Source organism: Roseobacter sp. (assembly GCF_039970775.1).
Taxonomy (GTDB): domain Bacteria; phylum Pseudomonadota; class Alphaproteobacteria; order Rhodobacterales; family Rhodobacteraceae; genus Roseobacter.
The window spans coordinates 103,272-116,289 of sequence record NZ_JBDVLG010000044.1; the positions used below are offsets into that span (position 1 = coordinate 103,272).

18 protein-coding genes and 1 riboswitch are annotated in these 13,018 nt (G+C 56.3%); of the genes, 2 read left to right on the plus strand and 16 right to left on the minus strand.

From position 1 onward, the window contains the following. Position 1: 1 nt before the first annotated feature. Both cobW and ABJH13_RS10790 read right to left on the minus strand, forming a co-directional pair. Entirely contained in the window at positions 2-1,060 is a 1,059-nt protein-coding gene (cobW, locus tag ABJH13_RS10785) for a cobalamin biosynthesis protein CobW (RefSeq protein WP_348406220.1), read from the minus strand. After that, positions 1,053-1,430, minus strand: a complete 378-nt coding sequence (locus ABJH13_RS10790) for a DUF1636 domain-containing protein (protein ID WP_348406221.1) — start codon at positions 1,428-1,430, stop codon at positions 1,053-1,055. The genes cobW and ABJH13_RS10790 overlap by 8 nt, the downstream gene beginning before the upstream one ends. A 92-nt stretch (positions 1,431-1,522) precedes the next feature. Next, positions 1,523-1,731, minus strand: a riboswitch (cobalamin riboswitch). 367 nt (positions 1,732-2,098) lie between these two features. On the opposite strand from ABJH13_RS10790, the gene ABJH13_RS10795 reads away from it, so the two are divergent. Both ABJH13_RS10795 and ABJH13_RS10800 read left to right on the plus strand, forming a co-directional pair. Next, on the plus strand, positions 2,099-2,845 hold the full coding sequence (locus ABJH13_RS10795) for a choice-of-anchor K domain-containing protein (RefSeq protein WP_348406222.1): 747 nt from the start codon (positions 2,099-2,101) through the stop codon (positions 2,843-2,845). Positions 2,846-3,042: 197 nt separating this feature from the next. Next, entirely contained in the window at positions 3,043-3,399 is a 357-nt protein-coding gene (locus tag ABJH13_RS10800; RefSeq protein WP_348406223.1) for a hypothetical protein, read from the plus strand. Positions 3,400-3,497: 98 nt separating this feature from the next. On the opposite strand, the gene ABJH13_RS10805 is transcribed toward ABJH13_RS10800, so the two are convergent. The 14 genes from ABJH13_RS10805 to ABJH13_RS10870 all read right to left on the minus strand — a co-directional run. Beyond that, positions 3,498-4,133 (minus strand): transglutaminase-like cysteine peptidase, encoded by a 636-nt coding sequence (locus tag ABJH13_RS10805; RefSeq protein WP_348406224.1) that lies wholly within the window; start codon positions 4,131-4,133, stop codon positions 3,498-3,500. 305 nt (positions 4,134-4,438) lie between these two features. Continuing rightward, positions 4,439-4,852 (minus strand): 50S ribosomal protein L16, encoded by a 414-nt coding sequence (gene rplP, locus ABJH13_RS10810; RefSeq protein ID WP_011567669.1) that lies wholly within the window; start codon positions 4,850-4,852, stop codon positions 4,439-4,441. A 13-nt stretch (positions 4,853-4,865) separates the two neighbouring features. Then, a complete protein-coding gene (rpsC, locus tag ABJH13_RS10815; RefSeq protein WP_195819735.1) occupies positions 4,866-5,573 on the minus strand; it encodes a 30S ribosomal protein S3 in 708 nt (235 codons plus the stop codon). Then, positions 5,573-5,953: a 50S ribosomal protein L22 gene (gene rplV / locus ABJH13_RS10820; RefSeq protein ID WP_348406225.1), complete on the minus strand. Its 381-nt coding sequence runs from the start codon at positions 5,951-5,953 to the stop codon at positions 5,573-5,575. Before rplV ends, rpsC begins: the two co-directional genes overlap by 1 nt. Positions 5,954-5,956: 3 nt before the next feature. Continuing rightward, positions 5,957-6,235: a 30S ribosomal protein S19 gene (gene rpsS / locus ABJH13_RS10825; protein WP_348406226.1), complete on the minus strand. Its 279-nt coding sequence runs from the start codon at positions 6,233-6,235 to the stop codon at positions 5,957-5,959. A gap of 3 nt (positions 6,236-6,238) precedes the next feature. Then, on the minus strand, positions 6,239-7,081 hold the full coding sequence (gene rplB, locus ABJH13_RS10830) for a 50S ribosomal protein L2 (protein WP_348406227.1): 843 nt from the start codon (positions 7,079-7,081) through the stop codon (positions 6,239-6,241). A 259-nt stretch (positions 7,082-7,340) separates the two neighbouring features. Beyond that, positions 7,341-8,027 carry a methyl-accepting chemotaxis protein gene (locus ABJH13_RS10835; protein WP_348406228.1) on the minus strand — a complete coding sequence of 229 codons (687 nt, stop codon included), beginning with the start codon at positions 8,025-8,027 and terminating at the stop codon, positions 7,341-7,343. A gap of 64 nt (positions 8,028-8,091) precedes the next feature. Then, complete coding sequence (locus tag ABJH13_RS10840; RefSeq protein ID WP_348406229.1) at positions 8,092-9,051, minus strand: hypothetical protein; 960 nt, start codon at positions 9,049-9,051, stop codon at positions 8,092-8,094. Positions 9,052-9,320: 269 nt separating this feature from the next. Continuing rightward, complete coding sequence (locus tag ABJH13_RS10845) at positions 9,321-9,617, minus strand: 50S ribosomal protein L23 (RefSeq protein ID WP_348406230.1); 297 nt, start codon at positions 9,615-9,617, stop codon at positions 9,321-9,323. Continuing rightward, positions 9,614-10,231 (minus strand): 50S ribosomal protein L4, encoded by a 618-nt coding sequence (rplD, locus tag ABJH13_RS10850; RefSeq protein WP_348406231.1) that lies wholly within the window; start codon positions 10,229-10,231, stop codon positions 9,614-9,616. The genes ABJH13_RS10845 and rplD overlap by 4 nt, the downstream gene beginning before the upstream one ends. Further along, positions 10,228-10,956, minus strand: a complete 729-nt coding sequence (rplC, locus tag ABJH13_RS10855) for a 50S ribosomal protein L3 (protein ID WP_348406232.1) — start codon at positions 10,954-10,956, stop codon at positions 10,228-10,230. The genes rplD and rplC overlap by 4 nt, the downstream gene beginning before the upstream one ends. An 18-nt stretch (positions 10,957-10,974) precedes the next feature. Then, positions 10,975-11,295 carry a 30S ribosomal protein S10 gene (gene rpsJ / locus ABJH13_RS10860; RefSeq protein WP_348406233.1) on the minus strand — a complete coding sequence of 107 codons (321 nt, stop codon included), beginning with the start codon at positions 11,293-11,295 and terminating at the stop codon, positions 10,975-10,977. A gap of 244 nt (positions 11,296-11,539) precedes the next feature. Further along, the gene (locus ABJH13_RS10865) at positions 11,540-12,793 is read right to left on the minus strand and encodes a DUF2254 domain-containing protein (RefSeq protein ID WP_348406234.1); all 1,254 of its coding nucleotides are present in this window, start codon (positions 12,791-12,793) and stop codon (positions 11,540-11,542) included. Between the two features lie 158 nt (positions 12,794-12,951). Beyond that, on the minus strand, positions 12,952-13,018 hold a 67-nt coding region (locus tag ABJH13_RS10870; protein WP_288397397.1), incomplete at its 5' end, for a hypothetical protein.

A 13,018-nucleotide genomic window follows, 5' to 3' on the forward strand; every position in this document is an offset into this window, starting at 1 on the left:
GTTACTCGGCGGGCTCAACGGTTTTCGCCGCAAGCACCGCGTGGATCGTCGCGGGGTTGATGTCGTCATGTTCTGCGATCACCACCAAACGGCCCTGACGGGCCTCATCCGGGGCCCACGGGCGGTCATATTGATGACGCACCCGCGCGCCCACGGCCTGCACCAACAAACGCATCGGTTTGCCCGTGACTGCCGCGTATCCTTTGACGCGCAGGATGTTGTGATCGTTCGCGAGGGTTTCGACAGCACGGACCAGATCTGCCGCGTCGACCTGTTCGGGGATATCAACCACGATGCTTTCGAAATCATCATGGTCGTGGTCATGCGGGCCATCGTGGTGGCTGGGGCGCGCATCCATATCGTCTTCGGCGGCGGCCTCCAGGCCCAGGATCACGCGCGGGTCAACCATGCCTTCGGCCACTTCGACAACGGGCAAGGGGCGTGGGGCTTCGGCGGCGATGATCTCTTTGGCCTTGGCCACACCCTCTGGGCCCGCCAAATCAGGTTTCGTGAGCAAGATGATATCAGCGCAGGATATCTGATCTTCGAACACCTCTGACAGAGGCGTGTCATGGTCAATGCTGTCATCCGCCGCGCGCTGCGCGTCAACGGCGGCCACATTGGGCGCAAACCGACCGGCGGCAACGGCCTCAGCATCGGCCAGCGCGATCACACCATCAACGGTTATTTTTGACCGGATATCGGGCCAGTCGAATGCCTTGAGCAACGGCTTGGGCAACGCCAACCCCGAGGTTTCGATCAGGATGTGGTCGGGGCGCGGATCCAACGCCATCAGGGCCTCGATGGTCGGGATGAAATCATCCGCCACGGTGCAACAAATGCAGCCATTGGCCAGTTCCATGATGTTTTCCGCCGGGCAATCGGGGATCGCGCAGCTTTTGAGGATATCCCCATCTACGCCCACATCGCCGAATTCATTCACCACCACAGCCAGCCGTTTGCCACCGGGGTTTTGCATGAGTTCACGGATCAACGTGGTTTTACCCGACCCCAAGAAGCCAGTGATCACAGTAACGGGGAGCTTTGCAAGATCAGTCATTGTCGGCCTCCAGTGGCGGTATACGCGCGATGCAGTTGCGCTTGAAATGGTCGGGACGCTCGCGCCAGGGGATCAACCCATCCGGCGTTGCAGCATACCGGGCGGCCCCATCGAGCAACATGTCGGCATGCGACACCTCATCGATGTTACCGTATATATATGTCCAACGGTCACCCCCGCGCAGCGCAACGGTACAGCCGTGGTCGCAGTTTTGCAGACACTCGACCGGCCGCAGCCGCACACCCTCGGGCATGCACGCTTCTGCGAGCGTGTCATAAAGACTTTGACCGGGGCGCCGGTCATCGCCCGGTGCGTCCTCGCCGTGTCTGCATTTCACACAGACCAACAATTCGGTCGTGTCCATCGTCATAATGCAAAGTCCCATCTGTCATGGAACGGGGGCCAGATAACGAGAAGGCCTGCACAACGGCAGGTCACGCCTCGACACCGGAACACCCCGCCCGGTTTTCGTCTTGTGTTGGCAGGTCTCCCGGCTCACGGATCTCGGCATTGCCGTCGGTCTGCCCACCTTCCCGGAGCGTCGCTCCAGTGGCTTTTGGCAGCCCTTTCCGTTCACGGTCGCGGGGGCGGCTGTGTTTGACCAGTCTGAAACCGGCTGCACATTCCCTTTTCACTTGCCACAGGCAAGCACCAGCACGGCATCAGTTGCGTTGGAACCAAACCCGTTGTCAAGCGCAACAGACACCCGCCGTGTCGCATGACACAATCGTCAGGCCGCGTTCGGGGCGCCACAGGGCGTCAGACGGGGCTGGCTCATCGCGTCTATGACATGACAGTCGGCCTTGCCCTGCGCCAAGATCGATAAAAATAGAATCAAAGACACAACGTTAAACCAGCGTTTACCGGCGATCGTTTCTCAATTTCGACCAATCCAATAGTAGGTGCTAGGACCATCACCACCATCGAAACAAAAGAGGCAAAATAGGCAGAAAATTCGAATATTGAGCGGCTTGATCGAGAAATGGACAACGTATATCAAATTGTTAGTAATTGATTGTTAATGATTTCGAGGTTCCAATGTTTAAGCAAATCACACTCGCGACTGTCGTCACACTTAGCGCGGTTGGCGCGGCACAAGCCAGCACAGTATCTGGCAATTTCAGCGGCACAATCGACGCACCTTCCGATGCCTCTGGCTCGTCAATTGCATATATCGGTGCGGGCACATCGACCCTCGCGTGGGGCACGCAAAGCGACGGCTCGTCGACCGTTCAAACCGGCGATGCCAGCTCATTGACCATCAACAGCACCTCCTTTGATTTTGATGCCGTCGCTCTGAGCACCGGGTCTATTTTGCTAGGCACAATCACATGGGACAACCAGTCCAACTTTAGCGCAGGCGGCGATTGGACGAGCGCGATCAACCTAGATATCAACATCTCGGCGCCCTCCTCTGTATCGCTCAGCGAAACAGTCGCGTTCGGCATCTCCAACACGACCGATACATACCGCGACACGGACGAAAACGAGAGATTAGGGACGGTTCCCGACCTCATCACCGGCTTGATTCTGGACGCCGACGCGTTCTCCGCACCGATTGATTTGGGCAACGGCTATCTGATTAATTCGCTGTTTTTCGCAGAAATCGGCACGGGTAACACCTTCAACGACCTGACGGGTTTGTGGACAAACGTAGAGGGCGGCGTATCGACAATCGGAATTTACGCCGAGGTCGCTCCGATCCCGCTGCCAGCTGGTATTTGGTTGATGTTGGGTGGTTTGGGCAGCTTTGCCGCCATCCGCCGGCGCAAAAAAGCCGCCTAACCATTTGAAAACTGGGCAGATGGGTTGCGTGTTTCTGTAACCCATCCGTAACCCCGCCCCGAGCCCGAACAGGTTCGTCAAAGGGTATCTTCTTTACCAGCAGATCGAAACGCGAGCCACTCCGGAATGGATAGGTATCGTGACCTGAAATGCTGGTTTTTTGTATCTAATTATGTAAAATTAATGAGGAATTTGTCATGTATTCTATCACAATCAAAACCGTACTTGCAGCCACAACAGTCATCGCTTTGGCCGGTCTGACACCAACACAGTCCAGCGCCAAAGAATACGACTTGTGCCACTGGGACGAAATCCCAGCAACGGTTCTCGACAGAATTGAATACCGCGCCGACTTCGGTGAGATCCTGGAACGCATGTTCGCAAACTGCCCTGCAAGCGCGCTGGCCCTGACAGACCGGCCCACAGCCGCGATCAACGACAATATCGACAATGACACCCCACGTGCCGATGCTGATGGCGATTCAAACAACCCTGGCGGCGGCGACAACGGCGGCGACAACGGCGGCGATGATGGTGGTGCCTTCCCGGGCTAAGTCAACCCGTTGACCTCAAACAACATATTCAACCAACGCGAGGGCGCCGTAACGGGCGCCCTTTTCCTATGAGGCCTTAGCACCTTGCGACTGCGCGCCTAGAACGACGCGGTGGGCTTGCCCGAAATAATACCGCCCGCCAATACAGCACCCCAATTTTGAAGCGCTTTTGGATTTTGCAGCTTTAGGAATGTATATCCGGTTTTTTCCCAACTCAGGATACGATTGGTCAGGTTATCAAGCACCACGTCACCCGCGGTTGTTCTAAACACTAAAACCGCATGGCTGTTCAATTTACGGTCGAGCACGGTGGCGATCAGCAGTGATTGCGACGCAATACCGCTTTCCACCAAAAGCTTCTTTTTCAGCAGCGCGAAGTCTTCGCAATCGCCACCACGCCGAGACGGCAAAGACCAATATTCTTCTTTCCCGTACTGCGCCTGATCCGCGATTTCGTGAATTTGACGGTTCACTTTACGGTTCACGTCACGTGCCAGCTTCCGCGCCGTAGCAGCGTCCAATGTTGTGCGTGCCGATGGCGCACAGACCCAATCGTACCGCGCGCACAAGCCATGAAACCCTGCTGGGGCGGGGGTCGGTTGCTGCAAACTCAGGAATGCTGTGTCGCCCGCGTCTGCGCTTGTCGGCGCAGCCAAGATCACCGCAGACAACACCGCCACGGCAGCAGCACCCGTACGCCATTTATCGAAGATTTCGCCTGCATCAAAAGTCATTTTACCACCAACGTCCCTGCGCCGAACGCGATCATCACACAGACGATACACCCGGCCTTATCTATACCGCACATATGATATGCGGTGTTAAATAAGGTTAACATACATAAATTGCTTAAACGTCAAAATCGCGGTGGGTCTGTCTATTAAAGCCCTGTTTTATTGCGTGATTGAGGTTTTTCGTCGATGTCGGCCAATACCTATGCGCGCGTTTGCGCGTTGCGCGGGTTACTTAAGACAAAAAAACCCCGCTGGTTTCCCAGCGAGGTTTCTAATGCGTTAGTCAAAGGCTGTATCGTAGAGACTTACCAGTCTTCTCTGACGACAACCCGTGTCTTAATAGGCAGTTTCATCGCCGCAAGACGAAGCGCTTCACGCGCAACATCATCGTTGACGCCGTCGATTTCGAACATCACGCGGCCAGGTTTGACCTTCGCTGCCCACCGATCAACGGAACCTTTACCCTTACCCATCCGAACTTCGATAGGTTTGGCTGTCACTGGCACGTCAGGGAAAATACGGATCCAGACCCGGCCTTGACGTTTCATGTGACGTGTCATCGCGCGGCGTGCCGCTTCGATTTGACGTGCTGTGATCCGCTCGGGCTCAATCGCTTTGAGACCATAAGTTCCGAAGTTCAGGTCAGACCCACCCTTCGCAAGACCCTTGATAGAGCCTTTAAACTGTTTGCGGAATTTCGTGCGTTTTGGTTGTAGCATCTGTCATTCCCCCTTAACGACGACCGCCTGCACCGCGTGGTGCTGGACCGTCTTGGAGTTCCTGTGCTTTACGGTCACGTGCCGCAGGGTCGTGCTCCATGATCTCACCTTTGAAGATCCAAGTCTTGATCCCAATGATGCCATAGGCAGTCGTTGCTTCTACGTGTGCGTAATCGATGTCGGCGCGCAGCGTGTGCAATGGCACGCGGCCCTCACGGTACCATTCGGTCCGCGCGATTTCCGCGCCGCCCAAACGACCCGCGACGTTCACGCGAATGCCCAAGGCACCCATGCGCATCGCGTTTTGCACCGCACGTTTCATGGCGCGACGGAAAGACACCCGGCGTTCCAACTGCTGTGCAATGCTCTCACCAACCAATGCCGCGTCCAGCTCGGGCTTGCGCACTTCAACGATGTTGAGGTGCAGCTCGCTGTCGGTCATCTTGGCAATTTTCTGACGCAGACCTTCGATGTCTGCACCTTTTTTACCAATGATAACACCGGGGCGTGCTGTGTGGATCGTGACGCGGCACTTTTTGTGCGGACGCTCGATGATCACACGGGCCACACCGGCCTGATGACATTCTTTTTTGATGAACTCACGGATCGCCAGATCTTCGAGCAGAAGATCGCCGTAATCCTTGGTGTCGGCGTACCAGCGGCTGTCCCAGGTGCGGTTCACCTGCAGGCGCATGCCAATCGGATTGACTTTATTACCCATTAGGCTTGCTCCTCAACTTGGCGTACGACGATCGTGATTTCCGAGAACGGCTTGACGATTTTGCCAAACCGGCCACGCGCCCGAGGGCGACCGCGCTTCAAGGTCATGTTTTTGCCGACATAGGCTTCGGCCACGACCAGTTCATCAACGTCCAGGTTGTGGTTGTTTTCGCCGTTCGCAATCGCGGACTGAAGGCATTTCTTCACATCCACAGCGATCCGCTTTTTGGAAAATGTCAGGTCCGTCAGGGCCTTGTCCACTTTCTTGCCACGGATCATCGCAGCGACGAGGTTCAACTTTTGCGGGCTTGTGCGAAGCATGCGCAGTTTTGCGCGGGCTTCGTTGTCAGCCACGCGGCGGGGATTTTTATCCTTGCTCATGGCTTATTTCCGCTTCGCTTTTTTGTCGGCGGCATGACCGTAGTAGGTCCGTGTCGGCGAATATTCACCAAACTTCTGACCGATCATTTCTTCGCTGACGTTAACAGGGATGTGCTTGCGACCATTGTACACACCGAACGTCAGACCCACAAATTGGGGCAGAATCGTCGAGCGGCGCGACCAGATTTTGATCACTTCGTTGCGGCCGCTTTCGCGGGACGCCTCGGCCTTTTTCAACACGTAAGAGTCGACAAAAGGACCTTTCCAAACAGAGCGTGCCATATATTAGCGCCCCTTCTTCTTGGCGTGCCGCGAGCGCAGAATGAGCTTGCTGGACGCTTTTTTCTTGTTCCGGGTTTTTGCACCCTTTGTCGGCTTGCCCCAAGGCGTAACCGGATGACGACCACCAGAGGTCCGGCCTTCACCACCACCATGCGGGTGATCGATCGGGTTCATCACGACACCACGCACAGACGGGCGAACACCCTTGTGACGCATGCGGCCCGCTTTACCGTAGTTCTGGTTGGAGTTGTCGGGGTTGGATACAGCACCGACGGTGGCCATACATTCCTGACGCACCAAGCGCAATTCACCCGAGCTCAGACGGATCTGAGCGTAGCCACCATCACGACCCACGAACTGGGCGTAGGTGCCTGCAGCGCGGGCGATTTGACCGCCTTTGCCGGGCTTCATTTCGATGTTGTGGATGATTGTCCCGATGGGCATGCCCGAAAACGGCATCGCGTTACCGGGTTTGATGTCTGCTTTCTGCGACGCCACAACCTGATCGCCAATGCCCAAGCGCTGTGGCGCGAGGATGTAGGCTTGCTCACCGTCTTGGTATTTCACAAGCGCGATAAAAGCTGTCCGGTTAGGGTCATATTCGATGCGCACGACTGTAGCCGGTACATCCAATTTGTTACGTTTGAAGTCAACGATCCGGTAGAGGCGCTTGGCCCCGCCGCCTTTGCGGCGCATCGTGATCCGTCCGGTGTTGTTCCGTCCGCCGTTCTTGGTCAAGCCTTCAGTGAGGGCTTTGACCGGGCGGCCTTTCCAGAGCTCCGAACGGTCGATCAGTACCAGCCCACGCTGGCCCGGCGTCGTCGGCTTATACGACTTGAGTGCCATGTTGTCTGTCTTCCGTTTGCTAAGCGACGGGTCCGTATAAAAAACAGCCCCGCCTGTGGTATGAAGGCCCCCGTAGGTGCCCAACGTAAATGCCCTGCATCGCAAAGTCCGATACAGAACAACAACGAAGCCCCGGACGAATCCGGGGCCTTGCCGATGTGTTCGTGTAAGAGAGCACGCAGGTCAGGTCAAGCGATGAAAAGCTATCATCAACCGGTCACCAGAAAACGGGTGCTGACCATGCGGTTTGATCCACCATTTAACCTGTTGTGGTGCGCATACGCTCCACTGCGACGCGGGACTGTTGGGATAGGTCTTTGATTTCTGCCGCGATGACGGCAAACCCTTTTCCAGCATCACCGACGCGGGCGGCTTCCACCGATGCGTTCACCGCAATGAAGTTGATTTTGCGCGAAATGGCATCGATTTCCATCAACGCAGACGAATCAACATCTTTTGCCAGTTTGGATGAGGATTTTTCGGACGCCACAACAGAATCAAACAACGCCGAAAGAAACGCCGATACCGCCGGTGCAACTTTGGTCTCCACATCAGTTTTCAATTCAAAGAGAAGCTCTGGAGCGACATCACCTTGGCCTTGGGGCAACCGGTCGCACAACCCGCTTAGCGCCTCATCAAGAGCAGCCATAGCAGCCTCCAGCTCCCCAGAAAACGCGCCTGCAACCTCCTTGAAATCAAGTGGAAATTCTTTGCCAACGTACCGTACGGCGTCTTTCATTGCACGCAGATCCTGCGCCTGAGCTTTTGCGCGCTCGGCACACTCCGCATCGCTCAGGCATTCCAGACTGGAACAAAGCATAAAGGAAATGGCGCGTTGCGGCAATGAAACGACCATTGATTCCGCTTTGTTAGCCACGTCTCGCGGGCTATCTTTTGTTCTGGGTTCCGACAAGGGGGACGCCTTTCTAATGCGGTGACGACCCAATGGTTACTACAAAGACCTTAACTACACTTGAATCCCTCCAGCCGCCGTCCGACCCTTGCTTTTGTTACTCTGCGTTCTCTGTTGGCGCCTTGAACAACCGTGCGAAAAAACCAGATCGCTGTGGCTCAACTTCGCGCGACGCCTTCGGCCACCCCGCGACCCAAAGTTCGATGCGTTCTGCATTGACTGTGTTGCTCGAAAAATCACGCGCCTCGATGCCCAAATCACCCGCGATTTTTGCGGCCTTGGTCGCAGTGTCCGGGCTATAGAACCGCAAATGTGTCGTCGAAACCCGAAAACCCTCACGGCCGATGGTCACGACTTCAACGCCAGTTTGCTCAACATCTGCAACATACGCCTGCAATTGCGCGGCGGACAGGCCGTCTGGCGCGTGCATAAACACCTGCGCGCTCGGCCCGTTCCCGCTGTAGGGCGTATCGGCGCTCTCCCTTGTGGGCAGCACTTGCGGCAATGACCGGGCGTTAACACTCTCGCCTTGGACAGCGCCGCGCCGCGGACGTGAAATGGGGGACACAACCGGCAACACAGGCGTAGCCGCTGCAACGGCAACCGGCACGACGGGGGCGACCAACACATCTTGATATTCAGGGATAACATCGCGCGATGCGGCGGGTGGCTCAGCGATGAACTCAGGCGTCGCCCTGTCTGGAATAACCACCGACACCGAGGCCGGAACGACTGGCGCCTGCACCTGCGCCGCTGCCTGCTCAGCCACAGCTTTGGGGTGCACGAAACCGAACGATACACCGGCACCCAATGCCATCCCCAACACGACCCCTGCCGCGAAAACAAACCGCCTGGATATGTCCCTGCGCGGCTTTTGCACAGCGACCTCAGGCCGCACATCGCACGTATCGTCCACCGGTGCCGCACCATCGCCTGCACGCACTGGCTCGATGTGCTTGGCCGCCGCGTGCATCTCGGCAGCGCCAGCCTTGGACAACAACATCTCGCGCTTGGCGCGCGCCTCCTTCAGCCGGTTCGCCCAATCCGAAGAATCCACAAGACGGTCCGGATATGCGCTCCGCTTTGCCGCAGAAACATCGCGTGATTTGACCTCAGGCACGGTTACCACCTCATTCGCAGGTTTTGCACGGAACCGGCTGACACACCCAAACGTGCCTCGTCACGCCAAAGCGCGGTACAGACGTTCCCCAGGTGTTAACGATACCAAAGGCAAAAGGTTAATTGGTGACCTCTTTGCTACACCAAAGCGCAAAAAACCCCGGCCCCTTTCAGGGCCGAGGTTCTATCACAGTAATACTGTTGGCTTCAGAGGCCGGTCGACACGTCGATCGTGTTGCCAGCTTCTAGTGTCACGTAGGCTTTCTTGACGTCTTTGCGTTTACCGATTTGGCCCCGGAAACGCTTGACCTTACCTTTGGTGATCGTGGTGTTGACCGCTTTGACCTTCACACCAAAGAGCGCCTCAACGGCCTCCTTGATCTGGGGTTTGTTGCTGTCGATCGCCACTTCAAAAACCACCGCACCATTTTCGGATGCCATTGTCGCTTTTTCGGTGATGATCGGCTTGCGGATCACATCGTAATGTTCTGCCTTGGCGCTCATTTCAAACGGGCCTCCAGTGCTTCGACGCCCGCCTTCGTGATCACCAAAGTGTCACGCTTGAGGATGTCATATACGTTTGCGCCCATTGTTGGCAGGATATCCAGACCTTCAATGTTGCGCGCGGCTTGTGCAAAGTTCTCGTCCACGGACGTACCGTCGATGACCAAAGCGCGTTTCCAGCCCAGGTTTGCAACCTGTTTGGCCAAAGCGGCGGTTTTGCCTTCGGAGGCAGCTGCGTCGATGATGACGACTTCGCCGGCTTTCATCTTGGCAGACAGCGCGTGGCGCAGACCCAATTTGCGGAACTTTTTGGTCAACTCGTGACCATGGCTACGCACTTTTGGACCTTTATAAACACCACCACCGCGGAAGATCGGCGCGGAACGTGCACCGTGGCGTGCACCACCGGTCCCTTTTTGGCGATAGATCTTCTTGGTCGAATAGCTGACTTCGGACCGTGTTTTGACCTTGTGCGTACCCGCTTGCGCGTTGTTACGCTGCCAGCGCACGACACGGTGCAGGATATCCGCACGCGGCTCTAGGCCAAAAAGCGCTTCGTCCAGATCTATTGATCCGGCCGCGCCGCCGTCGAGTTTGATGACATCGAGTTTCATGCGTCACCTTCTTTCTTGTCTTCGTCTGCCGCAGGCGCTTCAACCACAGCGGATTTCAGGGCCGCTGGCAGGACTGCGTTCTCGGGGAACGGTTTTTTAACCGCATCCTTGACCGTAACCCAGCCACCTTTGGAGCCAGGAACGGCGCCTTTGACCATGATCAAACCGCGGTCTGTGTCCGTGCGTACAACCTGAAGGTTTTGCGTGGTAACACGGGCAGCACCCATGTGACCGGCCATTTTCTTGCCTTTGAAAACCTTACCAGGATCCTGACACTGACCCGTCGAACCGTGCGAACGGTGCGAAATCGAAACACCGTGCGTCGCACGCAAACCGCCAAAGTTGTGACGCTTCATCGCACCGGCAAAACCTTTACCGATGGACGTGCCCGCAACATCAACGAACTGACCTTCGAAATAATGATCAGCGATGATTTCTTCGCCAACACCAATCAGGTTTGCTTCGTCGACGCGGAACTCCGCGACCTTACGCTTGGGCTCAACCTTCGCTGCGGCGAAGTGACCGCGCATAGCTTGGGATGTCCGCTTGGCTTTGGCAGCACCGGCACCGAGCTGAACAGCTGTGTAGCCATCCTTTTCAACGGTCCGCTGCGCCACGACCTGTAGCGTATCGAGTTGAAGAACGGTGACAGGGATCTGTTTGCCGTCTTCCATGAACAGACGGGTCATGCCCATCTTTTTTGCAATAACGCCTGAGCGCAACATAATATTACCCTCCTACGTTTATGACTGCAGCTTGATCTCGACGTCCACACCAGCGGCCAGGTCGAGCTTCATAAGCGCGTCCACGGTCTGGGGGGTCGGATCAACGATATCCAGCAGACGCTTGTGCGTGCGGATTTCGAACTGGTCACGGGATTTCTTATCCACGTGTGGACCACGCAGAACGGTGAATTTTTCGATCTTGTTCGGAAGCGGAATGGGTCCGCGAACAGATGCACCAGTGCGCTTGGCAGTGTTGACGATTTCTTGTGTGGACGTGTCCAACACGCGGTAGTCAAACGCCTTGAGACGGATGCGGATATTTTGGCTTTGTGCGGCCATATGCATCACCCTTTATATGAGGGTCTAGTTCGGATTGGAGGATGCACGCTCATCGCACACCCTCATCGCGACTTTTGGCCCAACGGAAAAAGGCGCGGCTGACCGCACCCCCGTTGGATTTGCGTCGTTTAGGGGGAGTCGCAGGGAAACACAATGGGTATTCGCGGCTCTGCGCGGTTAAATTGATTTTGCAAACCCCGGCATCTGGACTGCGTGCGTCCCGGTCACCTCACCGCGTCTATGATCAGGCCGGACGCGCGAGCTGCGCCAATTGATCGGCTTCATACGGCTGTAGATCCGCGGCCTCATTGCGCGCGATAACGTCATCCAACATACGGCATGCCGCACGTGCCATCTCTGCGTTCTGCACATCTGCAAGCCCACGAAGCGCCTCGCCGAGGCACACCACAACTTCGATCGCGCCTGCACCGTCGCGGGCAATCGGCGCAAAAGCAGCACGGCACAAACCATCGCAATCAGGCACAGGCATGTAAACACGTGTAGCACTAAGAGATTTCGCAACAGTTTGCAGATTTGCAAACTGCCACAGCAAAGTTTTCAAACAGGTGATAGCCTCAATCGCCGTTCCCGGATCGTTCACACCCGGCGACAGTGCTTTGCATGCTATTTCAGACAGTACGATCAACCCAAATTCGGCATCTTGTTCGAACGTTCTGTGCTCTCCCAAGACAAATGCCGCGGCCAGTTTGGTTAGAACATCAGCGTCCACCGTGCCAGACACCTGTGCGATAACCTGCCCCCGCAACACGTGGACACCGGGCCTGCACCGGAGATGTATTGAGGATTGATCCGGCAGCAAGCTTTGCAAACCCGGCACATCAACAATTTGCAAATACCCCGAAGCGGGCGCTTTTAGGGATATCACAGAGGCAGGCGGTCTGATGTCATCCGTAAGAGGATGAGCCCCAAAAGCCGGGTCACGGGCCAACGCAGCCAGCGCGACTTTGGCGCGATGCGTGACCAACGCCAGACTGTTATCAACGCTCCCTAAGTTAGTCAGATGCGGGATCCATCGCAACATCGACACGATCACCAACCCAACCACAAACACCGATACCGCCATCACGATCACCGCGGCATTTTCCGCGTAGAACCCAGCCTGATACAAGACGATCGTCACCAGAGAGAACACAAACGCGCCTATGAACGTCGCAAGCACAGATTGAGTGGTTGTGTCGTCCAACAACAACCGATGCATGCGGGGCGTCGTCGCATTTGCCGCTGCACGATGCGCGGACACCATCACATTGAGCGAGAACGTCGACACCGCCAACATCGAGGTCGCGAGGATCGTCAGGACCGGCATCACAGCGCTGAAATCTATCCGGTCCAGATATCCCTGCCCACCCAGAAACGGCACCACCAAAGGGCTGGCAAGCGCGATGCACAACGATAGCAAAGCATACAAACACACGCGCAATCCAAGATGCCGGTAATAGCGCAGCGCGATCAGGAAGATAGATTTGAACCGCTTCATGTTATCGACCCGCCGTTATGTCCCGTACCAGTTTCCACCATAACGGGTTTGTTTGGGATCACGAGGGGGTGTCTTGGGTAGACACATATTAACGCGAGAAGGCCGCAGCTGGTGTGCTGCGGCCTTCTGTGTTTGGGGTGGGCAAATCGCCCGGTCGATTATTCAGTGATCTTCGACACAACGCCCGCGCCAACGGTGCGGCCGCCTTCGCGGATCGCAAAACGC

Coding starts and splice junctions, on each gene's coding strand:
- cobW (WP_348406220.1), bottom strand. CDS start 1,060: ATGACTGATCTTGCAAAGCTCCCCGTTACTGTGATCACTGGCTTCTTG.
- ABJH13_RS10790 (WP_348406221.1), bottom strand. CDS start 1,430: ATGACGATGGACACGACCGAATTGTTGGTCTGTGTGAAATGCAGACAC.
- ABJH13_RS10795 (WP_348406222.1), top strand. CDS start 2,099: ATGTTTAAGCAAATCACACTCGCGACTGTCGTCACACTTAGCGCGGTT.
- ABJH13_RS10800 (WP_348406223.1), top strand. CDS start 3,043: ATGTATTCTATCACAATCAAAACCGTACTTGCAGCCACAACAGTCATC.
- ABJH13_RS10805 (WP_348406224.1), bottom strand. CDS start 4,133: ATGACTTTTGATGCAGGCGAAATCTTCGATAAATGGCGTACGGGTGCT.
- rplP (WP_011567669.1), bottom strand. CDS start 4,852: ATGCTACAACCAAAACGCACGAAATTCCGCAAACAGTTTAAAGGCTCT.
- rpsC (WP_195819735.1), bottom strand. CDS start 5,573: ATGGGTAATAAAGTCAATCCGATTGGCATGCGCCTGCAGGTGAACCGC.
- rplV (WP_348406225.1), bottom strand. CDS start 5,953: ATGAGCAAGGATAAAAATCCCCGCCGCGTGGCTGACAACGAAGCCCGC.
- rpsS (WP_348406226.1), bottom strand. CDS start 6,235: ATGGCACGCTCTGTTTGGAAAGGTCCTTTTGTCGACTCTTACGTGTTG.
- rplB (WP_348406227.1), bottom strand. CDS start 7,081: ATGGCACTCAAGTCGTATAAGCCGACGACGCCGGGCCAGCGTGGGCTG.
- ABJH13_RS10845 (WP_348406230.1), bottom strand. CDS start 9,617: ATGAGCGCCAAGGCAGAACATTACGATGTGATCCGCAAGCCGATCATC.
- rplD (WP_348406231.1), bottom strand. CDS start 10,231: ATGAAACTCGATGTCATCAAACTCGACGGCGGCGCGGCCGGATCAATA.
- rplC (WP_348406232.1), bottom strand. CDS start 10,956: ATGTTGCGCTCAGGCGTTATTGCAAAAAAGATGGGCATGACCCGTCTG.
- rpsJ (WP_348406233.1), bottom strand. CDS start 11,295: ATGGCCGCACAAAGCCAAAATATCCGCATCCGTCTCAAGGCGTTTGAC.
- ABJH13_RS10865 (WP_348406234.1), bottom strand. CDS start 12,793: ATGAAGCGGTTCAAATCTATCTTCCTGATCGCGCTGCGCTATTACCGG.